The organism is Pseudomonas sp. FSL R10-0056, assembly GCF_009600105.1.
In the GTDB taxonomy this organism is placed as follows: Bacteria; Pseudomonadota; Gammaproteobacteria; order Pseudomonadales; family Pseudomonadaceae; genus Aquipseudomonas; species Aquipseudomonas bubulae.
This window is the reverse complement of the sequence record NZ_WIWL01000078.1, coordinates 37,777-61,080: the sequence shown is the minus strand read 5'-3', so window position 1 is coordinate 61,080 and position 23,304 is coordinate 37,777. Positions and strand designations below refer to the sequence as shown.

19 protein-coding genes and 2 tRNA genes are annotated in these 23,304 nt (G+C 56.8%); 20 read left to right on the top strand and 1 reads right to left on the bottom strand.

All coding sequences use genetic code 11. From position 1 onward, the window contains the following. The first annotated feature begins 49 nt into the window (after positions 1 to 49). The 5 genes from dnaJ (at position 50) to greA (ending at position 7,196) form a co-directional block, all read left to right on the top strand. Complete coding sequence (gene dnaJ, locus GHO42_RS04105) at positions 50 to 1,174, top strand: molecular chaperone DnaJ (protein ID WP_095002547.1); 1,125 nt, start codon at positions 50 to 52, stop codon at positions 1,172 to 1,174. Positions 1,175 to 1,184: 10 nt separating this feature from the next. Continuing rightward, positions 1,185 to 1,991 (top strand): 4-hydroxy-tetrahydrodipicolinate reductase, encoded by an 807-nt coding sequence (dapB, locus tag GHO42_RS04100; RefSeq protein WP_095002548.1) that lies wholly within the window; start codon positions 1,185 to 1,187, stop codon positions 1,989 to 1,991. A gap of 259 nt (positions 1,992 to 2,250) precedes the next feature. Continuing rightward, a complete protein-coding gene (gene carA / locus GHO42_RS04095) occupies positions 2,251 to 3,387 on the top strand; it encodes a glutamine-hydrolyzing carbamoyl-phosphate synthase small subunit (protein ID WP_016783446.1) in 1,137 nt (378 codons plus the stop codon). Positions 3,388 to 3,501: 114 nt separating this feature from the next. After that, positions 3,502 to 6,723: a carbamoyl-phosphate synthase large subunit gene (gene carB / locus GHO42_RS04090; RefSeq protein WP_153327295.1), complete on the top strand. Its 3,222-nt coding sequence runs from the start codon at positions 3,502 to 3,504 to the stop codon at positions 6,721 to 6,723. Beyond that, positions 6,720 to 7,196, top strand: coding sequence for a transcription elongation factor GreA (greA, locus tag GHO42_RS04085; RefSeq protein WP_016783444.1), 477 nt, complete (start codon positions 6,720 to 6,722; stop codon positions 7,194 to 7,196). The genes carB and greA overlap by 4 nt, the downstream gene beginning before the upstream one ends. Before the next feature lie 279 nt (positions 7,197 to 7,475). Here greA and yhbY read toward each other — a convergent pair whose 3' ends face one another. Next, positions 7,476 to 7,784 carry a ribosome assembly RNA-binding protein YhbY gene (gene yhbY, locus GHO42_RS04080; protein ID WP_003439595.1) on the bottom strand — a complete coding sequence of 103 codons (309 nt, stop codon included), beginning with the start codon at positions 7,782 to 7,784 and terminating at the stop codon, positions 7,476 to 7,478. Between the two features lie 107 nt (positions 7,785 to 7,891). Between yhbY and rlmE the strand changes: the two genes are divergently transcribed. The 15 genes from rlmE (at position 7,892) to pnp (ending at position 23,255) form a co-directional block, all read left to right on the top strand. Then, positions 7,892 to 8,542 carry a 23S rRNA (uridine(2552)-2'-O)-methyltransferase RlmE gene (gene rlmE / locus GHO42_RS04075; protein WP_016783443.1) on the top strand — a complete coding sequence of 217 codons (651 nt, stop codon included), beginning with the start codon at positions 7,892 to 7,894 and terminating at the stop codon, positions 8,540 to 8,542. 193 nt (positions 8,543 to 8,735) lie between these two features. Then, the gene (gene ftsH, locus GHO42_RS04070; RefSeq protein WP_016783442.1) at positions 8,736 to 10,643 is read left to right on the top strand and encodes an ATP-dependent zinc metalloprotease FtsH; all 1,908 of its coding nucleotides are present in this window, start codon (positions 8,736 to 8,738) and stop codon (positions 10,641 to 10,643) included. Positions 10,644 to 10,651: 8 nt separating this feature from the next. Beyond that, on the top strand, positions 10,652 to 11,503 hold the full coding sequence (gene folP / locus GHO42_RS04065) for a dihydropteroate synthase (RefSeq protein WP_095002550.1): 852 nt from the start codon (positions 10,652 to 10,654) through the stop codon (positions 11,501 to 11,503). A 16-nt stretch (positions 11,504 to 11,519) separates the two neighbouring features. Further along, positions 11,520 to 12,857, top strand: coding sequence for a phosphoglucosamine mutase (gene glmM / locus GHO42_RS04060; RefSeq protein ID WP_153327291.1), 1,338 nt, complete (start codon positions 11,520 to 11,522; stop codon positions 12,855 to 12,857). Positions 12,858 to 12,922: 65 nt separating this feature from the next. Beyond that, positions 12,923 to 13,678: a triose-phosphate isomerase gene (tpiA, locus tag GHO42_RS04055; protein ID WP_095002552.1), complete on the top strand. Its 756-nt coding sequence runs from the start codon at positions 12,923 to 12,925 to the stop codon at positions 13,676 to 13,678. Positions 13,679 to 13,680: 2 nt separating this feature from the next. Further along, a complete protein-coding gene (secG, locus tag GHO42_RS04050) occupies positions 13,681 to 14,064 on the top strand; it encodes a preprotein translocase subunit SecG (RefSeq protein WP_003439612.1) in 384 nt (127 codons plus the stop codon). Positions 14,065 to 14,093: 29 nt separating this feature from the next. Further along, positions 14,094 to 14,179, top strand: a tRNA-Leu gene (locus tag GHO42_RS04045). Positions 14,180 to 14,275: 96 nt separating this feature from the next. Next, positions 14,276 to 14,352, top strand: a tRNA-Met gene (locus GHO42_RS04040). Positions 14,353 to 14,493: 141 nt separating this feature from the next. Continuing rightward, positions 14,494 to 14,952, top strand: a complete 459-nt coding sequence (rimP, locus tag GHO42_RS04035; protein WP_016783438.1) for a ribosome maturation factor RimP — start codon at positions 14,494 to 14,496, stop codon at positions 14,950 to 14,952. 47 nt (positions 14,953 to 14,999) lie between these two features. Next, a complete protein-coding gene (gene nusA / locus GHO42_RS04030) occupies positions 15,000 to 16,481 on the top strand; it encodes a transcription termination factor NusA (protein WP_016783437.1) in 1,482 nt (493 codons plus the stop codon). Between the two features lie 27 nt (positions 16,482 to 16,508). Beyond that, positions 16,509 to 19,013: a translation initiation factor IF-2 gene (infB, locus tag GHO42_RS04025; RefSeq protein WP_095002554.1), complete on the top strand. Its 2,505-nt coding sequence runs from the start codon at positions 16,509 to 16,511 to the stop codon at positions 19,011 to 19,013. A gap of 158 nt (positions 19,014 to 19,171) precedes the next feature. After that, positions 19,172 to 19,573: a 30S ribosome-binding factor RbfA gene (gene rbfA / locus GHO42_RS04020; RefSeq protein ID WP_016783435.1), complete on the top strand. Its 402-nt coding sequence runs from the start codon at positions 19,172 to 19,174 to the stop codon at positions 19,571 to 19,573. A gap of 3 nt (positions 19,574 to 19,576) precedes the next feature. After that, positions 19,577 to 20,494, top strand: coding sequence for a tRNA pseudouridine(55) synthase TruB (gene truB / locus GHO42_RS04015; RefSeq protein WP_095018769.1), 918 nt, complete (start codon positions 19,577 to 19,579; stop codon positions 20,492 to 20,494). 161 nt (positions 20,495 to 20,655) lie between these two features. Next, a complete protein-coding gene (gene rpsO / locus GHO42_RS04010; protein WP_016783433.1) occupies positions 20,656 to 20,925 on the top strand; it encodes a 30S ribosomal protein S15 in 270 nt (89 codons plus the stop codon). 224 nt (positions 20,926 to 21,149) lie between these two features. Beyond that, entirely contained in the window at positions 21,150 to 23,255 is a 2,106-nt protein-coding gene (gene pnp / locus GHO42_RS04005) for a polyribonucleotide nucleotidyltransferase (protein ID WP_095002556.1), read from the top strand. Positions 23,256 to 23,304: the final 49 nt, after the last annotated feature.

Here is a 23,304-nt window from a genome sequence, read left to right as displayed (position 1 = left end):
GCGAGGCTCGGGAGGGTTTTGTCGAACGTCCTTGAGAGTGCAAAGAATTATGGCAAAGCGCGACTATTACGAAATTTTGGGTGTTGAACGCACCTCGACCGAGATAGAGCTGAAAAAGGCTTATCGTCGCCTGGCGATGAAGCATCACCCGGACCGTAATCCGGATGACAAGGCTTCGGAAGAATTGTTCAAAGAGGCCAACGAGGCTTACGAGGTTCTGTCGGACTCCAGCAAACGTGCTGCTTACGATCAATACGGTCATGCCGGTGTTGATCCACAAATGGGCGGCGGCGGTGCAGGTTTCGGCGGTCAGAACTTCTCCGATATTTTCGGTGATGTGTTCAGCGACTTCTTTGGCGGTGGTCGTGGCGGCTCCCGGGGTGGCGCTCAGCGCGGTAGCGATTTGCGCTACACGCTGGAGCTGGATCTGGAAGAAGCCGTACGCGGTACTACGGTCAATATCCGCGTTCCTACACTGGTCAATTGCAAACCATGTGACGGTTCGGGCGCCAAGAAAGGTTCTTCGCCTGTGACCTGTACCACCTGTGGCGGTATTGGTCAGGTGCGCATGCAGCAGGGTTTCTTCGCGGTTCAGCAGACTTGCCCGCGCTGCCACGGTCAAGGCAAGGTGATTTCTGATCCGTGCGAGAGCTGTCGTGGTGAAGGCCGCGTAGAAGAATACAAAACCCTTTCTGTGAAAGTGCCGGCTGGTGTTGATACCGGTGACCGCATTCGTCTGTCGGGCGAAGGCGAGGCGGGCGTGCAGGGTGGGCCTACGGGTGACCTGTATGTGGTGATCGATGTGCGCGAGCACGCGATTTTCCAGCGCGACGGCAAGCATCTGTTCTGTGAAGTGCCAATCAACTTTGCCGACGCTGCGCTGGGTGCTGAAATTGAAGTGCCGACACTGGATGGTCGGGTCAAGCTGAAAATCCCGGAAGGCACACAAAGCGGCAAGCAGTTCCGTTTGCGTGGCAAGGGTGTGGCCCCTGTACGGGGTGGCGGTGCTGGCGACTTGATGTGCCGTGTGGTGATCGAAACCCCGGTCAAGCTGAGCCGCCGTCAGCGTGAGCTGATGGAAGAGTTCCGCACCACGCTGGAAGGTGACAGCAGTCACTCGCCGAACGCCACTGGCTGGTTCGAAGGCGTAAAGCGTTTTTTCGGCGACCTGTAAGGAGCGGTAGATGCGACGTATAGCTGTGATGGGCGCTGCCGGGCGCATGGGCAAGACCTTGATCGATGCGGTGCAGCAGCGTTCGCCGCTGTGCGGGCTGACGGCGGCCATCGTGCGTCCTGGCAGCTCCCTGGTGGGGGCTGATGCCGGTGAGCTGGCTTCTATCGGGCGCATCGGCGTGCCGTTGTCCGAAAGCCTGCAAGCGGTCGCGGCTGATTTCGACGTGCTGATCGACTTCACCTTGCCTGAAGTGATGCTCGCCAACCTGGCGGTGTGTCGCAAATTGGGCAAGGCCATGGTCATTGGTACGACGGGGCTGAATGCCGAGCAGAAGCAGTTGCTGGTCGAGGCTGGCCAGGATATTGCGATTGTCTTTGCTTCCAACTTCAGTGTCGGCGTCAACCTGTCGTTCAAGCTGCTGGATATGGCGGCGCGGGTGATGGGTGAGGATGCCGATATCGAAATCATCGAAGCTCATCATCGGCACAAAGTCGACGCGCCTTCGGGTACCGCGATGCGCATGGGTGAGGTGATCGCCGATGCGTTGGGTCGTGACCTGCAAAAGGTTGCGGTCTATGGTCGTGAAGGCCATACCGGTGCCCGTGAGCGCGAAACCATCGGTTTTGCCACGGTGCGCGGCGGTGATGTGGTGGGTGATCACACGGTCTTGTTCGCCACTGAAGGCGAGCGCCTGGAAATTACCCACAAGGCATCCAGCCGCATGACCTTTGCCAAGGGAGCTGTTCGTGCTGCTCTCTGGCTGCAAGGTCGCGAGCCTGGCCTGTATGACATGCAGGATGTGCTCGACCTGCGCTGAGTAACCTCTGTAAAATCGGGCTGTTGGCGCGCCAGTAGCCCGATTTTTAACCGCTAAGCGATGTTCTGTCGCATTCCCCTGTCTTTTAGACTCTTTAGCGGTAGACCAAAAAAGCCTTTTTCTGTAAGCTACAGCTTTAGTGTGTCCACTAAAAGCGCGCAGATAATTCGATGAAGAAGCGGGGTGACGTGTCCATACGTCACTCCGCTTTTTTACAACCTGCGATCGCCCTTTCAGGCTTTATTTACGGGAGGTCTTCTTGACTAAGCAAGCCATACTCGCCCTCGCTGATGGCAGCATTTTTCGCGGCGAAGCCATTGGGGCCGACGGTCAAACCGTTGGTGAGGTGGTGTTTAACACCGCAATGACTGGCTACCAGGAGATCCTGACGGATCCTTCCTACGCTCAGCAAATCGTGACCCTGACTTACCCGCATGTTGGCAACACCGGTACTACCCCGGAAGACGCCGAGTCTGATCGTGTCTGGTCCGCAGGTCTGGTAATTCGTGATCTGCCGCTGGTTGCAAGCAACTGGCGCAACACCATGTCGCTGGCCGACTACCTGAAAACCAACAATGTTGTGGCTATCGCCGGTATCGACACTCGCCGCCTGACGCGCATCCTGCGTGAGAAAGGCGCGCAGAACGGTTGCATCATGGCGGGCGACAACATTTCTGAAGAAGCTGCCATCGCAGCGGCCCGCGGCTTCCCGGGCCTGAAGGGCATGGATCTGGCGAAAGTCGTCAGCACCGAAAAAGCCTACGAGTGGCGCTCCAGCGTCTGGAACCTGGCTACCGACAGTCACCCGACCATCGAAGCCAGCGAGCTGCCTTACCACGTGGTCGCTTATGACTACGGCGTAAAGTGGAACATCCTGCGCATGCTGGTTGAGCGCGGCTGCCGCGTGACCGTGGTTCCGGCACAGACTCCGGCCAGTGACGTTCTGGCACTCAACCCGGATGGCGTGTTCCTGTCCAACGGCCCGGGTGACCCTGAGCCTTGCGACTACGCGATCACAGCAATCAAGCAAGTGCTGACCACCGAGATTCCGGTTTTCGGTATCTGCCTGGGTCACCAGCTGCTGGCCCTGGCCTCCGGCGCCAAGACCGTGAAAATGGGTCATGGCCATCACGGTGCAAACCACCCGGTTCAGGATCTGGACACCGGTGTTGTAATGATCACCAGCCAGAACCACGGTTTTGCGGTAGACGAAGCGAGCTTGCCAGCCAATGTGCGCGCCATCCACAAGTCGCTGTTCGACGGCACCCTGCAAGGTATCGAGCTGACCGACAAAAGCGCTTTCAGCTTCCAGGGTCACCCTGAAGCAAGCCCTGGCCCGAACGACGTTGCACCGCTGTTCGATCGCTTCATCAATGAGATGGCCAAGCGCCGTTAATCAGCCTCCTTTTGCAGCGCCCTGTGGCGGCCCCGAATTTCGGTGGCCCCCAGGGGGCTTCAGGAACCTGATTGACAGCTTGCCGACTGACCTGCGGATTTGAGTGACAAACCCATGCCAAAACGTACAGACATAAAAAGCATCCTGATTCTCGGCGCTGGCCCGATTGTTATCGGCCAGGCGTGTGAATTCGACTACTCCGGCGCCCAGGCCTGCAAAGCCCTGCGCGAGGAGGGTTACCGCGTCATCCTGGTGAACTCCAACCCTGCCACTATCATGACCGACCCGGACATGGCTGACGCCACGTACATCGAGCCGATCAAGTGGCAGACCGTTGCCAAGATCATCGAAAAAGAGCGTCCGGATGCACTGCTGCCAACCATGGGCGGCCAGACAGCTCTGAACTGCGCACTGGACCTGGAGCGCGAAGGCGTGCTCGAGAAGTTCGGCGTAGAAATGATCGGCGCCAACGCTGACACCATCGACAAAGCTGAAGACCGTTCGCGTTTCGACAAGGCCATGAAGTCCATCGGCCTGGATTGCCCGCGCTCCGGTATCGCCCACACCATGGAAGAGGCCAATGCGGTCCTCGAGCGACTGGGCTTCCCGTGCATCATTCGTCCGTCCTTCACCATGGGCGGCACCGGTGGCGGTATTGCTTACAACCGTGAAGAGTTCGAAGAGATCTGCACCCGTGGTCTGGACCTGTCGCCAACCAAAGAGCTGCTGATCGACGAATCCCTGATCGGCTGGAAAGAGTACGAGATGGAGGTTGTCCGCGACAAAAAAGACAACTGCATCATCGTTTGCTCGATCGAAAACTTCGACCCGATGGGCGTGCACACCGGTGACTCGATCACCGTTGCTCCGGCACAGACCCTGACGGACAAGGAATACCAGATCATGCGTAACGCCTCGTTGGCGGTACTGCGTGAGATCGGCGTTGAAACCGGCGGTTCCAACGTTCAGTTCGGTATCTGCCCGGACACCGGCCGTATGGTCGTGATCGAAATGAACCCGCGTGTATCGCGTTCGTCGGCGCTGGCATCGAAAGCCACCGGCTTCCCGATCGCTCGTATCGCTGCCAAATTGGCGATCGGTTACACCCTGGACGAGCTGCAAAACGAAATCACCGGCGGCGCTACGCCTGCGTCCTTCGAGCCGTCCATCGACTACGTTGTGACCAAGCTGCCGCGCTTCGCTTTCGAGAAGTTCGCCAAGGCTGACGCCCGTTTGACCACACAGATGAAATCTGTGGGCGAAGTCATGGCCATCGGCCGGACTTTCCAGGAATCCCTGCAAAAGGCCCTTCGCGGTCTGGAAGTAGGTGTCAGCGGTCTTGATCCAAAGCTGGACCTGAGCAACCCGGAAAGCATGGCCGTGCTCAAGCGCGAGCTGACCGTGCCGGGCGCCGAGCGTATCTGGTACGTGGCTGACGCGTTCCGCGCCGGCATGACCGTTGAAGATATCTTCGGCATGAACATGATTGACCCTTGGTTCCTGGTACAGATCGAAGATCTGATCAAGGACGAAGCAAAGATCAAGACCATGGCGCTGACATCGATCGACCGCGATGCCATGTACCGCTTCAAGCGCAAGGGCTTCTCCGACGCGCGTCTGGCCGTTCTGCTGGGTGTGACCGAGAAGAACCTGCGTCGCCACCGCCACAAGCTGGAAGTGTTCCCGGTCTACAAGCGCGTTGATACCTGCGCAGCCGAGTTCGCTACCGACACCGCCTACATGTACTCCACCTACGAGGAAGAGTGCGAAGCCAACCCTTCGGATCGTGACAAGATCATGATTCTGGGCGGTGGCCCGAACCGTATCGGCCAGGGTATCGAGTTTGACTATTGCTGCGTTCACGCCGCTCTGGCGCTGCGTGCCGACGGTTACGAGACCATCATGGTCAACTGCAACCCGGAAACCGTTTCCACCGACTACGACACTTCGGATCGTCTGTACTTCGAATCCGTAACCCTGGAAGACGTGCTGGAAATCGTGCGTGTCGAGAAGCCAAAAGGCGTGATCGTCCAGTACGGCGGCCAAACCCCGCTGAAACTGGCGCGTGCCCTGGAAGAAGCCGGCGTGCCGATCATCGGTACCAGCCCTGACGCGATCGACCGTGCAGAAGACCGTGAGCGCTTCCAGCAGATGGTTGAGCGCCTGAACCTGCGTCAGCCACCTAACGCTACTGTGCGCAGCGAAGACGAAGCCATTCGTGCCGCTGGCAAGATCGGTTACCCGCTGGTTGTTCGTCCTTCCTACGTGTTGGGCGGCCGTGCGATGGAAATCGTTTACGAAGAAGACGAGCTCAAGCGCTACCTGCGTGACGCAGTGAAAGTGTCCAACGACAGCCCCGTGCTGCTGGACCACTTCCTCAACTGCGCCATCGAAATGGACGTGGATGCTGTCTGCGACGGTACTGATGTAGTGATCGGCGCAATCATGCAGCACATCGAACAGGCTGGCGTTCACTCCGGTGACTCCGCTTGCTCGCTGCCGCCGTACTCGCTGCCGCTGCACATCCAGGACGAGATGCGCGAGCAGGTCAAGAAAATGGCTCTGGAGTTGGGCGTTGTCGGCCTGATGAACGTGCAATTGGCTCTGCAGGGCGAAGATATCTACGTGATCGAAGTGAACCCGCGTGCATCGCGTACCGTTCCTTTCGTCTCCAAGTGCATCGGTGTTTCCCTGGCGATGATCGCAGCTCGCGTAATGGCCGGTAAAACCCTGAAGGAAATCGGTTTCACCAAAGAAATCATTCCTAACTTCTACAGCGTGAAAGAGGCGGTCTTCCCGTTCGCCAAATTCCCGGGTGTTGACCCGATTCTCGGCCCTGAGATGAAGTCCACCGGTGAAGTGATGGGTGTGGGCGATACCTTCGGCGAAGCGTTTGCCAAGGCCCAGATGGGTGCAAGCGAAGTGCTGCCGACTGGCGGTACTGCTTTCATCAGCGTGCGCGACGACGACAAGCCGCTGGTTGCCGGCGTTGCCCGCGACCTGATCAGCCTGGGCTTTGAAATCGTTTCGACCGTTGGCACTGCCAAGTTCATCGAAGCAGCAGGCTTGAAAGTACGTCGTGTGAACAAGGTGACCGAAGGTCGTCCGCACGTTGTCGACATGATCAAGAACGACGAAGTAACCTTGATCATCAACACTACCGAAGGACGTCAGTCGATTGCTGACTCCTATTCCATTCGCCGCAACGCGCTGCAGCACAAGATCTACTGCACCACGACTATTGCTGCTGGCGAAGCGATCTGTGAAGCGCTTAAATTCGGTCCTGAAAAAACCGTACGTCGCTTGCAGGATCTACACGCAGGATTAAAGGCATGATCAAGTACCCAATGACGGTCCAGGGCGCCAAAGCCCTGGAAGAAGAACACGCACATCTGACCAAGGTTGTCCGTCCCAAGCTGAGCCAGGATATCGGCACGGCGCGTGAGCTGGGCGACCTTAAAGAAAACGCTGAATACCATGCTGCCCGTGAGCAGCAGGGTATGGTTGAGGCGCGTATCCGTGACATCGAAGGCCGCATGCAGAACGCGGTGATCATCGATGTAACGACTATTCCTCACACCGGTAAAGTGATTTTCGGTACCACGGTCGAGATCGCCAACGTTGAAACTGACGAAAGCGTGACCTACCAGATCGTTGGTGAAGATGAGGCTGACTTCAAGCTCGGAAAGATCTCCGTTGGTTCGCCACTTGCCCGTGCCTTGATTGCCAAGGAAGAGGGTGATGTGGTGGCGGTGAAAACACCGGGCGGCGTCATTGAGTACGAAATTGTCAAAGTAAGTCACATCTAAGAAGAGCGCCCGCCGTGTGCGGGCGCACTTTTTTGGCGGTCGGCCCGGGTGTTCCGGGTTGGCGGCCTGTGGTTGTTGCACACAGAATTGTTTGCCGGTGCTGGCCGCAATGCGGTTGGCAGCGAAGCTGTTGAAGTGGCATGGAGCAAGTGGGGAAGTAGTGCGTTGGGCGTCTCTGGCTGCCTGATGCGTTGCGCGGGCAGTGCTTGCATGACTCTCGGGCTTTGGCCCTGGAAGAGTTTCAGGGCGCGCCAGGCGCACCCTTGACCCTTGTCTACATCACTTGAAACGGTGGATGTTCGACAGTTGCTTGTTTACATTGACGTTCTTGCGGTACAGAAGCGCCATTTTGCCGATAACCTGTACCAGTTCCGCTTTGCCGGCCTTGCACAGTTCTGCAATGGCCTCCAGGCGGGATTCGCGATCCAGAATGTTGACTTTGATTTTAATCAGCTCGTGATCGCCCAATGCGCGTTCGAGTTCGGCTAAAACACCTTCAGTCAAACCATTGTCAGCCACAGTCAAAACTGGTTTCAGATGGTGGCCAATGGATTTGTACTGTTTCTTCTGCTCTTGAGTGAGCGGCATAATCTGACCCCTGTGTCTGATCTTGTAAAAAGCGGCGGCCAGTTTACCCGAGCGAGTCCCAGACCGCCCAGTTAATCACGACCCGTTTAAAATTTTTGAGGTGGCCCGTGGCCCGTTCCAAGACTAGCCTTAACTGGCTGAAAGAACATTTCAACGACCCGTACGTCAAAATGGCGCAAAAAGACGGGTATCGCTCCCGTGCCAGCTACAAATTGCTGGAGATCCAGGAGCGCGACAAGCTGATTCGTCCCGGTATGACCGTTATCGACCTGGGTGCAGCCCCGGGTGGCTGGTCGCAGGTGACCAGTCGTCTGATCGGTGGTCAGGGGCGTTTGATTGCTTCCGACATCCTGGACATGGACAGCATCCCTGATGTGACCTTCATCAAGGGCGACTTTACCGAGGACGCCGTGCTTGCTCAGATCCTCGAGGCCGTCGGAAATACACAAGTAGACCTTGTGATTTCAGATATGGCCCCCAATATGAGTGGATTGGCAGCTGTCGACATGCCGCGGGCGATGTTTCTGTGCGAATTGGCACTGGATCTTGCCGGTCGCGTCCTGCGTCCAGGTGGTGATTTTCTGATTAAGGTTTTCCAGGGGGAAGGCTTCGATCAGTACCACAAGGACATTCGCAAGCTGTTTGACAAGGTACAGATGCGCAAGCCGTCCTCGTCGCGAGACAGGTCCCGCGAGCAGTATTTGCTGGGGCGCGGCTTCCGCGGTGTTGAAGGTTCGGCCAGTGATGAACGTCTGTAACAAGGGCGATAGATTTTTTTGAATCGCTTTACAGATCTGGCATAACGAATATTGTGTAGGCAAAGTTTCACAAAGGGTTACAGACGGAGCCTGCAAGGGTTGTAGGCAATGTAGTAAGTTATGCCGGTGAATATCATGCGAAGCACGCTTCAGTAGCGGGGCTTGTGCTTCAGAGGGTAGCTAATTGAACGATATGGCAAAGAATCTGATCCTGTGGTTGATCATCGCCGCTGTCCTGGTGACAGTGATGAACAACTTCTCCAGTCCAAACGAGCCACAAACCCTCAACTATTCCGACTTCATCCAGCAAGTTAAGGATGGCAAGGTCGAGCGCGTTGCCGTGGATGGCTACGTGATTACCGGCAAACGCAGCGATGGCGATACCTTCAAAACCATCCGTCCGGCGATTCAGGACAACGGTTTGATCGGCGACCTGGTGGATAACCACGTCACCGTTGAAGGCAAATTGCCTGAGCAACAAAGCATCTGGACCCAGTTGCTGGTTGCGAGCTTCCCGATCCTGGTGATTATTGCGGTCTTCATGTTCATGATGCGCCAGATGCAGGGCGGTGCCGGCGGTAAAGGCGGCCCGATGAGCTTTGGCAAGAGCAAGGCGCGGCTGCTGTCGGAAGACCAGGTCAAGACGACCCTGGCTGACGTGGCAGGTTGCGATGAAGCCAAGGAAGAAGTGGGCGAGCTGGTTGAGTTCCTGCGCGATCCGGGCAAGTTCCAGCGTCTGGGCGGGCGTATCCCTCGCGGCGTACTGATGGTGGGTCCGCCAGGTACGGGTAAAACCCTGATCGCCAAGGCGATTGCGGGTGAGGCCAAGGTACCGTTCTTCACTATTTCCGGTTCCGACTTTGTTGAAATGTTCGTGGGCGTTGGTGCAAGCCGTGTTCGTGACATGTTTGAGCAGGCCAAGAAGCACGCGCCTTGCATCATCTTTATCGATGAGATCGACGCTGTCGGCCGTCACCGTGGTAACGGTATGGGCGGCGGTCATGACGAGCGCGAGCAGACCCTTAACCAGTTGCTGGTTGAGATGGACGGCTTTGAGATGAATGACGGCATCATCGTGATTGCCGCCACCAACCGTCCTGACGTGCTTGACCCTGCGCTGCTGCGTCCAGGTCGCTTTGACCGTCAGGTGGTGGTTGGCTTGCCGGACATCCGTGGTCGCGAGCAGATTCTCAAAGTACACATGCGTAAAGTGCCAATGGGCGACGACGTCCAGCCGGCTGTTATTGCACGTGGTACCCCGGGCTTCTCGGGTGCCGACCTGGCCAACCTGGTCAACGAAGCTTCCCTGTTCGCGGCGCGTACCGGCAAGCGTGTTGTTGAAATGAAAGAGTTCGAGCTGGCCAAGGACAAGATCATGATGGGCGCCGAGCGCAAATCGATGGTCATGTCCGATAAAGAAAAGCGCAACACGGCCTATCACGAAGCGGGTCACGCTATCGTTGGTCGCGTAGTGCCTGAGCATGATCCGGTCTACAAGGTGTCGATCATTCCTCGTGGCCGCGCCCTGGGCGTGACCATGTTCCTGCCGGAAGAAGATCGCTACAGCTTGTCCAAGCGTGCGCTGATCAGCCAGATCTGCTCGCTGTATGGCGGCCGTATCGCTGAAGAGATGACCTTGGGCTTTGACGGTGTGACCACCGGCGCTTCCAACGACATCATGCGAGCCAGCCAGATTGCCCGCAACATGGTGACCAAGTGGGGCTTGTCCGAGAAGCTCGGCCCGCTGATGTATGCCGAAGACGAAGAGTCCTATCTGGGTCGTGGCGGTGGTCAGTCTGCAAACGTGTCGGGCGAGACAGCCAAGCTGATCGACTCGGAAGTGCGCAGCATCATTGATCAGTGCTACAACACGGCCAAGCAGATCCTGACCGAAAATCGCGACAAGCTGGATGCAATGGCTGACGCGTTGATGAAGTACGAAACGATCGATGCCGATCAGATCGACGACATCATGGCGGGTCGTCCGCCACGTGAGCCGCGTGACTGGGAAGATGGCAACTCGGGTACCCCGACTGCCCCTACGCTGGATAAAACCGAGCGCCCGGAAACACCTATCGGCGGCCCTGCTGCTGATCAATAAGGCTTGAAATGACTTCTGTTCAGTCCTCAACCCGGTTGCCTTGCGGCAACCGGGTTCTTGATTTGGCCCATACGCATGTTATGGGCATCCTCAATGTCACCCCTGATTCCTTTTCCGATGGCGGCCGCTTTGCTGCCCTGGATGCAGCTCTGCGCCATGCAGAGGCGATGGTGCAGGCGGGTGCAACCCTGATTGATGTTGGCGGTGAGTCAACGCGCCCCGGAGCTCCTGTGGTATTGCCGCAGGAAGAGCTCGACCGGGTTGCTCCTGTTGTCGAGCGAATTGCCCGGGAACTGGATGTGATTATTTCGGTCGATACATCCGCGCCAATCGTCATGACCGAGGTTGCGCGCCTGGGAGCAGGGCTGATCAATGATGTGCGCTCGCTGCGCCGTGAAGGGGCCTTGCAGGCCGCTGCGGCGACAGGCTTGCCGGTATGCCTGATGCATATGCTCGGTGAGCCTGGAGACATGCAGGACAACCCGCATTACGAAGACCTGGTGGGCGAGGTGTCGACGTTTCTCGCTGACAGCATGGCGCGTTGCGCTGCTGCTGGCATTGGGGCCGAACGCATCGTGCTCGATCCGGGCTTTGGTTTTGCCAAGACATTGCAGCACAATTTGAGCCTGTTCAAGCATATGGAGGCCTTGCATGCGCTGGGTCGGCCTTTGCTGGTGGGCGTGTCACGTAAAAGCATGGTCGGGCAGACACTGAACCGGCCAGTTGCAGGGCGTCTCTATGGCAGTCTGGCGCTTGCAGCATTGGCGATGACCAAGGGTGCGCGCATTCTGCGCGTCCATGATGTTGCCGAAACAGTTGATGTGGTACGGATGATCGCAGCGGTAGATTCCGCCGACTAAGAATGATGGAGCACTTATGACAAAGAAGTATTTTGGCACCGACGGTATTCGTGGTCGGGTCGGCGTTTATCCGATTACCCCTGACTTTATGCTCAAGTTGGGTTGGGCAGCGGGCATGGCGTTTCGCAGCAAGGGCGCTTGCCGGATCCTGGTAGGCAAGGACACCCGCATCTCGGGTTACATGTTTGAGTCGGCTCTTGAAGCGGGCTTGTCGGCTGCCGGGGCTGATGTGATGTTGCTGGGGCCTATGCCGACACCGGCCATTGCCTACCTGACACGTACCTTCCATGCGGAAGCGGGTATCGTGATCAGCGCTTCGCACAATCCCCACGACGATAATGGCATCAAGTTCTTTTCCGGCGAGGGCACCAAGCTGCCTGACGACGTTGAACTGATGATCGAAGAGTTGCTGGATGCGCCGATGACCGTTGTCGATTCCGACAAGCTCGGCAAGGTCTCGCGGATCAATGATGCGCCGGGCCGTTATATCGAATTCTGTAAAAGCAGCGTGCCAAGCAGCACCAAATTCAGCGGTATGAAGATTGTTCTCGATTGCGCCCACGGTGCTACCTACAAGGTTGCGCCAAGTGTGTTCAAGGAGCTGGGTGCTCAAGTCGTTGTTCTGTCGGCGCAGCCTGATGGCCTGAACATCAACGAAAACTGCGGTTCGACCCATATGGGTCAGTTGCAGGCTGCCGTGGTGGCTCAAGGTGCGGACCTGGGTATTGCTTTTGATGGCGACGGCGATCGCGTGTTGATGGTTGACCATACCGGTGCTGTGGTCGATGGCGATGAGCTGTTGTTTATCATTGCCCGTGACCTGCACGAGCGTGGCAAATTGCAGGGTGGCGTTGTCGGTACGCTGATGAGCAACCTTGGCCTTGAGCTGGCATTGGCTGATCTGGGTATCGAGTTCGTACGCGCCAATGTGGGCGACCGTTACGTTATCGCGGCCCTGCAAGAGCGTAACTGGCTGGTAGGTGGCGAGAACTCCGGGCATATCGTGTGCTTCCACCACACCACCACCGGCGATGCGATCATTGCTGCGCTGCAGGTGTTGTTGTCCTTGCGTCGTCGCGATGAAAGCCTGGCCCAGTCGCGTCAGGCGCTGCGCAAGTGCCCGCAAGTGTTACTGAATGTTCGTTTTGCCGGTGGCGTCGACCCTGTCGAGCACCCGGCGGTGAAGGAGGCGTGCGCGCGAGTGACGGCTGCCATGAATGGCCGTGGTCGTGTGTTGTTGCGCAAGTCCGGAACAGAGCCTTTGGTGCGCGTGATGGTCGAAGGCGATGACGAAAACATGGTTCGCGGCTACGCCGAAGAGCTGGCAAAACTGGTAAGTGAAGTTTGTGCCTGATTCGGCTTGCCAGCTTTGATTTGGTTGGGTAACATCTGCGCCCACTTTGACCGACGAGGTAAAGCATGCGTCGCACTATGGTAGCTGGTAACTGGAAGATGCACGGTACCCGCGCCAGCGTCGCTGAGCTGATCGACGGTCTGCGTGGTCTGGTCCTGCCAAACGATGTTGATGTTGCAGTTTTTCCGCCTCAGCTGTTTATTGATCGTGTTATCAATGGCTTGCAAGGCGCAGCGATTTCGGTCGGTGCTCAGGATGCTGCAGTGGAGTCGGGGCAGGGCGCGCTGACTGGCGAGATTTCCTCTAGTCAGTTGGCCGACGCAGGTTGCAAGCTGGTGCTTGTGGGGCACTCCGAACGCCGCCTGATACTGGGTGAGCAGGACGAGACACTCAATCGCAAGTTTGCAGCGGCACAAGCCTCAGGCTTGACGCCAGTGTTGTGCATAGGGGAAACCCTGGAGCAGCGCGAAGCGGGGCAAACGCTGGAAGTGGTAGAGCGTCAGCTGAATGCCGTGATTGACGAGTTTGGTATTGATGCTTTTGTAAATGCCGTGATTGCATACGAGCCGGTCTGGGCCATTGGCACCGGGCTGACCGCATCACCACAGCAAGCGCAAGATGTGCATGCGGCCATTCGCGCACAGCTGGCGCAAAAGAATTCTGAAGTGGCACAAGGTGTGCGGCTTCTATACGGCGGCAGCGTGAAGGCGGCCAATGCGGTCGAACTGTTCAGCATGCCGGATATCGATGGGGGACTCATTGGCGGGGCTTCCCTGAATGCAGATGAGTTCGGTGCGATCATTCGTGCCGCAGGAAACTGAAAATGCTGGATAACGTCGTAACTGTGTTTCATCTGTTGACAGCATTGGGTGTAATTGCCCTGGTTTTGCTGCAACAGGGCAAGGGAGCGGATGCTGGAGCATCTTTCGGCGCAGGTGCATCAAATACTGTGTTCGGAAGCCAAGGTTCCTCTACCTTTCTTAGTAAGTTTACTGCTATACTTGCCGCAGGTTTTTTCATAACCAGCTTGGGGTTAGGTTACTTTGCTAAAGAGAAGGCTGAACAGCTGACTCAAGTAGGTTTGCCAAATCCAGCGGTGTTGGAAGTTCCAGTGCAAAAGCCGGCTTCAGATGATGTTCCGGTGCTTCAAGAGCAAAAGTCGGCAACTCCTGCGACTGACGTACCTCCAGCTCAAGAGCAAAAGTAAAACGGGTTTCATGATGTAAACGTTGTATTGCCGAGGTGGTGGAATTGGTAGACACGCAACCTTGAGGTGGTTGTGCCCATAGGGTGTAGGGGTTCGAGTCCCCTTCTCGGTACCAATTATCAAGAATGCCCGCAGTAGCGGGCTTTCTTGTATGTGGAAGGTTGGATTGACCCGTCACGGGATCAACCGTATACTTCCGCTCCAGCTTTGTCGCGGGATGGAGCAGTCTGGTAGCTCGTCGGGCTCATAACCCGAAGGTCGTCGGTTCAAATCCGGCTCCCGCAACCAGTTTCAGCGGAGCCCCTTTTCAGGGGCTTTTTGTTAGCTGGACACTTTATAGCGTCGGTATTCAACGACGTTTCAGAGATGGGCGCTTCGCCCATTTTTTCATTTTGCACAGCATGCACAAACATGCACTAGGGGGTTCAGGTGTCGAGCAAGCTAGAACAGTTGCAGGACTTGTTGGCCCCGGTGGTCGTGGCCCTTGGCTATGAATGCTGGGGTATTGAATTTTCGGCTCAAGGCCGCCATTCAATGTTGCGTGTGTATATCGACAAGGAAGGCGGCGTACTGGTGGATGACTGCGCTATCGTGAGTCGTCAGATCAGCGGCGTTCTGGATGTCGAAGATCCTATCGCTGTTGAATACACCCTTGAAGTTTCTTCTCCTGGCATGGAACGCCCGCTGTTCACCCTTGAACAGTTTGCCCAATTTGTCGGTGAGCAAGTGAAGATCAAGCTGCGCTCGCCTTTTGAAGGGCGACGCAACTTTCAGGGCCTTCTGCGCGGCGTAGAAGAGCAGGACATCGTGGTGCAGGTTGAAGACCATGAGTTCCTGTTGCCGATCGATATGATCGACAAGGCCAACATTATTCCCAGTTTTGACTGAGACGCGGATCCCGCGGATCCAATGGCTTGCGAAAGGCGAGGCGTACGATGAGCAAAGAAGTACTGCTGGTTGTTGAGTCGGTGTCCAATGAAAAGGGCGTACCGGCAAACGTTATTTTTGAAGCGCTGGAGCTGGCTCTGGCCACCGCTACTAAAAAGCGTTTTGAAGACGAAGTCGAACTGCGTGTGGAAATCAATCGCCACACCGGTAACTATGAGACTTTCCGTCGCTGGACTGTGGTCGAAGACGAAGATCTGGATGATCCAGCATACGAGTTGGCTGTAGACCAGGCCCAGGCGAAACAGCCAGGCGCGAAAGCCGGCGATATTATCGAAGAGAAAATCGATTCTATCGAATTCGGTCGAATTGCTGCACAGACGGCCAAACAGGTCATCGTGCAAAAAGTTCGCGAAGCCGAGCGTGCTCAAGTAGTCGATGCCTATCGTGAGCGTCTGGGCGAAATCATTTCCGGCACCGTTAAAAAGGTGACCCGCGACAATGTGATCGTTGACCTGGGTAACAACGCTGAAGCGTTGCTGGCCCGTGAAGACATCATTTCGCGTGAGACTTTCCGTGTTGGCGTACGCCTTCGCGCATTGCTCAAGGAAATCCGCACTGAAAACCGCGGTCCTCAGCTGATCCTGTCGCGTACAGCGCCAGAGATGCTGATCGAGTTGTTCCGCATTGAAGTGCCAGAAATCTCCGAAGGCCTGATCGAAGTGATGGCGGCCTCCCGCGATCCTGGATCACGCGCTAAAATAGCCGTTCGCTCGAAAGACAAACGCATTGATCCGCAAGGTGCCTGCATTGGTATGCGCGGTTCGCGTGTCCAGGCAGTGTCCGGCGAATTGGGCGGAGAGCGAGTGGATATCGTCCTTTGGGATGACAACCCGGCGCAGTTCGTGATCAACGCAATGTCGCCAGCAGAAGTGGCGGCTATTATCGTCGACGAAGATGCCCATGCAATGGACATCGCCGTTGGCGCAGACAATCTGGCCCAGGCGATTGGTCGCGGCGGTCAGAACGTACGTCTGGCCAGCCAGTTGACCGGCTGGACCCTGAACGTGATGACCGAATCGGACATCCAGGCCAAGCAGCAAGCAGAAACCGGCGATATCCTGCGCAACTTCATCGAAGAGCTGGAAGTTGATGAAGACCTGGCGCAGGTACTGGTTGATGAAGGCTTTACTAGCCTGGAAGAGATTGCCTACGTACCGGTGGAAGAAATGCTCAACATCGATGGCTTTGACGAAGATACCGTCAACGAGCTTCGCGCTCGCGCCAAGGATCGACTGTTGACTAAAGCCATCGCTACTGAGGAAAAGCTGGCAGACGCCCATCCGGCCGAAGACCTGCTCTCGCTTGAGGGTATGGACAAGGATTTGGCGATGGAACTGGCGGTGCGCGGCGTAATTACCCGCGAAGACCTGGCCGAGCAGTCTATTGACGACCTGCTCGACATCGACGGCATTGACGATGATCGTGCCGGCAAGTTGATCATGGCCGCCCGAGCCCATTGGTTCGAGTAATTAGGCGCGGCCTGAGGAGAGAAATGCATGACGCAAGTCACGGTGAAACAACTGGCCGATGAGGTCAAAACACCGGTTGAGCGCCTGTTGCAGCAGATGCGTGAGGCAGGTCTGCCGCACAACGCCGCCGAGCAGAATGTAACCGATAGTGAGAAGCAGGCTCTGCTGACTCACCTTAAAAGCAGCCACAAGGCTAAAGTGGAAGAACCGCGCAAGATCACTTTGCAGCGTAAAACCACCAGTACCCTGCGTGTCGCTGGCAGCAAAAGCATCAGCGTTGAAGTACGCAAGAAGAAAGTCTTCGTACAGCAAAGCCCGGAAGAAATCGAAGCCGAGCGCAAACGTGAGATGGATGAACGTCGTGCAGTAGAAAATGCCGCACGTCAAAAGGCTGAAGAAGAGTCCAAGCGTCGCGCCGAAGAAGAAGCGCGCCGCCAGCCTGCATCTGCTCCTGTTGCAGCACCGGCTCCGGCCGCTGCAGCGCCTGCACCTGTGCAAGCCGCAGCGCCAGCACCGGCTCCAGCCGCTGATGCACGCAAGCGTGACGAACAGCGTCGCCCGGACAAACCACGCGCAGACGATAACAATCGTCGCGGCAGTGGTGACGGCGATCGCAAAAACGCTCCGCATCGTGCCTCGGTTAAAGAAAAAGCACCGACTCCACGTGTTGCTCCGCGCACTTCCGACGAAGAAAGCGACAGCTTCCGTCGCGGTGGTCGTGGCAAGGGCAAGCTGAAGAAGCGCAACGCTCACGGTTTCCAGAGCCCAACCGGCCCTGTAGTTCGTGACGTGCAGATTGGCGAGACCATCACTGTCGGCGATTTGGCCGCACAGATGTCGGTCAAGGCTGCCGAAGTCATCAAGTTCATGTTCAAGCTGGGTACTCCAGCAACCATCAACCAGGTACTGGATCAGGAAACTGCCCAACTGGTTGCTGAAGAACTGGGCCACAAAGTGACTCTGGTCAGCGACAACGCCCTGGAAGATTCCCTGGCCGAGTCCCTGAAGTTCGAAGGCGAGTCGTTCTCCCGTGCACCGGTTGTGACCGTAATGGGCCACGTTGACCACGGTAAAACGTCCCTGCTCGACTACATCCGTCGTGCCAAGGTAGCGGCTGGCGAAGCCGGTGGTATTACCCAGCACATCGGTGCGTACCACGTTGAAACCGAACGCGGCATGGTCACGTTCCTCGATACCCCGGGTCACGCTGCGTTTACCGCAATGCGTGCTCGTGGTGCCAAGGCGACTGACATCGTGATTCTGGTTGTGGCTGCAGACGACGGCGTAATGCCGCAGACCATCGAAGCCGTTCAGCATGCGAAAGCCGCTGGCGTGCCTCTGGTTGTTGCAGTGAACAAGATCGACAAGCCAGGTGCTGACCTCGATCGCATTCGTAGCGAACTGTCCGTTCACGGCGTGACGTCGGAAGAGTGGGGTGGTGACACTCCGTTTGTTTCGGTCTCGGCGAAAATGGGTACCGGCGTTGACGAATTGCTCGAAGCCGTACTGCTGCAAGCTGAAGTTCTGGAACTCAAGGCAACTCCATCGGCTCCTGGCCGTGGCGTAGTGGTTGAGTCCCGTCTGGACAAAGGCCGCGGTCCTGTTGCTACCGTTCTGGTTCAAGACGGTACCCTGCGCCAAGGCGACATGGTACTGGTCGGCTCCAACTACGGCCGCATCCGCGCCATGCTCGACGAGAACGGCAAGCCTATCAAGGAAGCCGGTCCATCCATCCCTGTCGAGATTCTCGGCCTGGACGGTACGCCAGATGCTGGCGACGAGATGAGCGTAATGACCGACGAGAAGAAGGCACGTGAAGTTGCCCTGTTCCGTCAAGGCAAGTTCCGCGAAGTGAAACTGGCGCGTGCTCACGCAGGCAAGCTGGAAAACATCTTCGAGAACATGGGCCAGGAAGAGAAGAAGACGCTTAACATCGTCCTCAAATCTGACGTCCGTGGTTCGTTGGAAGCTCTGCAGGGCGCTCTGAGCGGCCTGGGTAACGACGAAGTGCAAGTGCGCGTAGTGGGCGGCGGTGTCGGTGGTATCACCGAGAGCGACGCTAACCTGGCACTGGCCTCCAACGCTGTACTGTTTGGCTTCAACGTGCGTGCCGATGCCGGCGCTCGCAAGATTGTCGAGCAGGAAGGCCTGGACATGCGTTACTACAACGTCATCTACGACATCATCGAAGACGTCAAGAAAGCCCTTACCGGCATGCTTGGCAGCGACGTTCGGGAGAACATCCTGGGTATCGCTGAAGTCCGTGACGTGTTCCGTTCGCCTAAGTTCGGCGCGGTTGCAGGTTGCATGGTGCTGGAAGGTGTTGTTCACCGTAACCGTCCAATCCGCGTACTGCGTGAAGACATCGTTATCTACGAAGGCGAGCTGGAATCCCTGCGTCGCTTCAAAGATGACATGTCCGAAGTGCGTGCCGGCATGGAATGCGGTATCGGCGTCAAGAGCTACAACGACGTTAAAGTCGGTGACAAGATCGAAGTGTTCGAGAAGGTCCAGGTTGCTCGCAGCCTCTAACTCGCGAGCCTCAAGAGCGAGGACGAGCCCGCGCATGCAAATGCGCAGCGCTCGGCCTGGACTCTAAACGCAACGCCCGGTCCGGCTTCTGTCGTGCCGGGCGTTTGCCGCTTTCAGACCGCATGGGTTTCCCATGGGTGAGTAACAGGTAACAAGACATGGCAAAAGAATATAGCCGTACCCAACGTATTGGCGATCAGATGCAGCGCGAGCTGGCACAGCTGATCCGTCGTGAAGTCAAAGACCCGCGCGTGGGCCTGGTCACCATTACTGCTGTTGAAGTCAGCCGTGACGTCGGTCACGCCAAGATCTTCATCACCGTGATGGGTCAGGACAGCGCTGAAGATATCGCCCAGAGCATCAAGGTGCTGAACTCGGCAGCGGGTTTCCTGCGCATGCAACTGGCGCGTGAAATGAAGCTGCGCAGCGTTCCGCAGTTGCACTTCCACTACGATGAAAGCGTCGTGCGTGGTGCTCATCTGTCCGCCTTGATCGAGCGTGCAGTGGCTGAAGACAATCAGCACCCTGAAACCACTGCTCCCGAAGACACCAAGGAGTAACCGGTGGCTCAGGTCAAGCGTATCCGTCGTAACGTCAGCGGCATCATCCTGCTGGACAAGCCACTTGGGTTTACTTCCAATGCGGCCCTGCAGAAAGTTCGCTGGCTGCTCAATGCCGAGAAGGCAGGGCACACCGGTAGCCTCGATCCATTGGCCAGCGGTGTATTGCCGCTGTGCTTTGGCGAAGCCACCAAGTTTTCGCAATACCTGCTCGATTCCGACAAGGGTTATGAAACCCTGATGCAATTGGGCAAGACCACGACCACGGCAGACGCTGAAGGCGAGGTTTTGCAGACTCGCCCGGTGACCGTTGGTCGCGCCGATATTGAAGCTGTTTTACCCAATTTTCGTGGGCAAATCAGCCAGATACCGCCGATGTACTCTGCGCTCAAGCGTGACGGACAGCCGCTTTACAAGCTGGCCCGTGCAGGCGAAGTGGTGGAGCGTGAACCGCGTTCTGTTACTATTACCCGCCTCGAATTACTGGCCAGCGAAGGCGACACTGCGCGCCTGGCCGTCGACTGCACCAAAGGCACCTATATCCGTACCCTTGTGGAAGATATCGGTGAGCAATTGGGGTGCGGGGCATACGTTGCAGAACTGCGTCGTACCCACGCCGGACCTTTCAGCCTGGCCCAGACGGTTACCCTGGAAGAGCTGGAGGCGGTGCATGCCGAAGGCGGCAATGAAGCGGTTGATCGCTTCCTGATGCCATCGGACAGCGGTTTGCTCGACTGGCCATTGCTGCACTTCTCGGAAGCCAGCTCGTTTTATTGGCTCAATGGCCAACCGGTGCGTGCTCCGGATGCTCCGAAGTTCGGTATGGTGCGGGTACAGGATCACAACGGTCGCTTTATCGGTATCGGTGAAGTGAGCGAAGACGGGCGTATTGCGCCGCGTCGACTGATTCGGTCGGAATGACCGGAACCAGGCTGCATCGGGTGTAGTATTACCGGCGCAGACTGGAATGAGGGTGGCTGTTATTAGGCACGGTCACATCTCACATTTAAATACGAGGATTTGTCCTCGGCCTATTGGATCTGTCTTGTTCGCAAGCAGGCCCTAATTGAAAGGAAAGCCAAATGGCACTTACAGTTGAACACAAAGCAGAAATCGTAAAAGACTACCAGCAAGCTCCAGGTGATACAGGTTCTCCAGAAGTGCAGGTTGCACTGCTGACCTTTAACATCAACACGCTGCAAGGTCACTTCAAAGCTAACAGCAAAGATCACCACTCCCGTCGTGGTCTGATCCGCATGGTAAACCAGCGTCGCAAGCTGCTGGACTACCTGAAAGGCAAGAACGTTGAGCGTTACAAAGCGCTGATCGCTCGCCTGGGTCTGCGTCGCTAATAGCGATGTTGCTAGAGGCTGGTTGTCTATCGTGTGTCTGCGGGTTTCCCGCAGTCTCATGGCAGGCTTCCAGCCTCAAGTTTTATCTGGACTACCCGGATTCTTACGAAAGCTTGCCTATAGGGCTGTTTTCGTAAGCATCTTGAGTCGGGCCAATACCCGATGTTGCATATGACTTTCGCAAGAAACCCGTTCCCCAAGAGCCACAAAGAAGGTAGGACACCGTGAACCCGGTTATCAAAAAATTTCAGTTCGGTCAGTCGACCGTTACTCTCGAGACTGGCCGTATCGCCCGTCAGGCTTCCGGCGCAGTATTGGTCACCGTTGACGACGACGTCAGCGTGTTGGTGACTGTGGTCGGTTCCAAGCAAGCGGATCCAGGCAAGGGTTTCTTCCCTCTGTCGGTTCACTACCAGGAAAAAACCTACGCCGCGGGTAAAATCCCTGGCGGTTTCTTCAAGCGTGAAGGTCGCCCTTCCGAGAAAGAAACCCTGACGTCGCGTCTGATCGACCGTCCGATCCGTCCGCTGTTCCCAGAAGGTTTCATGAACGAAGTGCAGGTTGTCTGCACCGTTCTGTCCACCAGCAAGAAAACCGATCCGGACGTCGCTGCGATGATCGGTACTTCGGCTGCCCTGGCCATTTCCGGCATCCCTTTTGATGGTCCGATCGGCGCTGCCCGCGTTGCTTACCACGAAAGCACCGGTTACCTGCTGAACCCGACTTACGAGCAACTGGCCGCTTCGAGCCTGGACATGGTTGTTGCCGGTACTTCGGAAGCCGTATTGATGGTTGAATCGGAAGCCAAAGAGCTGACCGAAGACCAGATGCTGGGCGCTGTACTGTTCGCCCACGACGAATTCCAGGTGGTTATCCAGGCTGTCAAAGAGCTGGCTGCCGAAGCTGCCAAGCCAACTTGGGACTGGGCTGCTGCCCCGGAAGCGACCGCACTGCTGGGCGCTATTCGTGCCGAGTTCGGCGAAGCGATCTCCCAGGCTTACACCATCACCGTCAAGGCAGACCGTTACGCGCGTCTGGGCGAGTTGAAGGATCAGGTTGTTGCCAAGCTGTCCGGTGAAGAAGGCCAGCCTTCTGCCAGCGAAGTTAAAGCTGCATTCGGTGAAATCGAATACCGCACCGTTCGCGAAAACATCGTTAACGGCAAGCCGCGTATCGATGGTCGTGACACCAAGACTGTTCGCCCTCTGAACATCGAAGTTGGCGTTCTGCCGAAGACCCACGGTTCGGCCCTGTTCACCCGTGGTGAAACTCAGGCGCTGGTTGTTGCAACTCTGGGTACTGCCCGTGACGCGCAACTGCTGGACACCCTGGAAGGCGAGAAAAAAGACCCGTTCATGCTGCACTACAACTTCCCTCCGTTCTCGGTAGGTGAGTGTGGTCGCATGGGTGGCGCTGGTCGTCGCGAAATCGGTCACGGCCGTCTGGCCCGTCGTTCGGTTCAAGCCATGCTGCCTGCTGCCGACGTGTTCCCGTACACCATCCGTGTTGTATCGGAAATCACTGAATCCAACGGTTCCAGCTCGATGGCATCGGTTTGCGGTGCTTCCCTGGCACTGATGGATGCCGGTGTGCCGATGAAGGCGCCGGTTGCCGGTATCGCCATGGGTCTGGTTAAAGAAGGCGAGAAGTTCGCTGTTCTGACCGACATCCTGGGTGACGAAGACCACCTGGGCGACATGGACTTCAAGGTAGCCGGTACCGCCAAAGGTGTTACCGCGCTGCAGATGGACATCAAGATCAAGGGCATCACCGAAGAAATCATGGAGATCGCTCTGGGCCAGGCCCTGGACGCTCGCCTGAACATCTTGGGCCAGATGAACCAGATCATTGCCGTATCGCGCAACGAGCTGTCGGCCAACGCTCCGACCATGATCGCGATGAAAATCGACACCGACAAAATCCGTGACGTTATCGGTAAAGGCGGCGCGACGATCCGTGCAATCTGTGAAGAAACCAAGGCTTCGATCGATATCGAAGACGACGGTTCGATCAAGATCTTCGGCGAGTCCAAGGAAGCAGCAGAAGCCGCGCGTCAGCGCGTTCTGGGCATCACCGCTGAAGCCGAGATCGGCAAGATCTACGTGGGCAAGGTTGAGCGTATCGTCGACTTCGGCGCATTCGTAAACATCCTGCCGGGCAAAGACGGCCTGGTTCACATCTCCATGCTGAGCGATGCTCGCGTTGAGAAAGTGACTGACATTCTGAAAGAAGGTCAGGAAGTGGAAGTACTGGTACTGGACGTGGACAACCGCGGCCGTATCAAGCTGTCCATCAAGGACGTCGCTGCTGCCAAGGCTTCGGAAGCTTAATCGCTCTCGACACCTGCTTTGAAAAAGGACCCTTCGGGGTCCTTTTTTT

Bases quoted from the DNA above. Each gene is read 5' to 3' on its own strand.
- greA (WP_016783444.1), top strand. From the start codon at position 6,720: ATGATCAAGTACCCAATGACGGTCCAGGGCGCCAAAGCCCTGGAAGAA.
- folP (WP_095002550.1), top strand. From the start codon at position 10,652: ATGACTTCTGTTCAGTCCTCAACCCGGTTGCCTTGCGGCAACCGGGTT.
- ftsH (WP_016783442.1), top strand. From the start codon at position 8,736: ATGGCAAAGAATCTGATCCTGTGGTTGATCATCGCCGCTGTCCTGGTG.
- rbfA (WP_016783435.1), top strand. From the start codon at position 19,172: ATGGCAAAAGAATATAGCCGTACCCAACGTATTGGCGATCAGATGCAG.
- tpiA (WP_095002552.1), top strand. From the start codon at position 12,923: ATGCGTCGCACTATGGTAGCTGGTAACTGGAAGATGCACGGTACCCGC.
- nusA (WP_016783437.1), top strand. From the start codon at position 15,000: ATGAGCAAAGAAGTACTGCTGGTTGTTGAGTCGGTGTCCAATGAAAAG.
- infB (WP_095002554.1), top strand. From the start codon at position 16,509: ATGACGCAAGTCACGGTGAAACAACTGGCCGATGAGGTCAAAACACCG.
- dapB (WP_095002548.1), top strand. From the start codon at position 1,185: ATGCGACGTATAGCTGTGATGGGCGCTGCCGGGCGCATGGGCAAGACC.
- rpsO (WP_016783433.1), top strand. From the start codon at position 20,656: ATGGCACTTACAGTTGAACACAAAGCAGAAATCGTAAAAGACTACCAG.
- dnaJ (WP_095002547.1), top strand. From the start codon at position 50: ATGGCAAAGCGCGACTATTACGAAATTTTGGGTGTTGAACGCACCTCG.
- glmM (WP_153327291.1), top strand. From the start codon at position 11,520: ATGACAAAGAAGTATTTTGGCACCGACGGTATTCGTGGTCGGGTCGGC.
- secG (WP_003439612.1), top strand. From the start codon at position 13,681: ATGCTGGATAACGTCGTAACTGTGTTTCATCTGTTGACAGCATTGGGT.
- yhbY (WP_003439595.1), bottom strand. From the start codon at position 7,784: ATGCCGCTCACTCAAGAGCAGAAGAAACAGTACAAATCCATTGGCCAC.
- carB (WP_153327295.1), top strand. From the start codon at position 3,502: ATGCCAAAACGTACAGACATAAAAAGCATCCTGATTCTCGGCGCTGGC.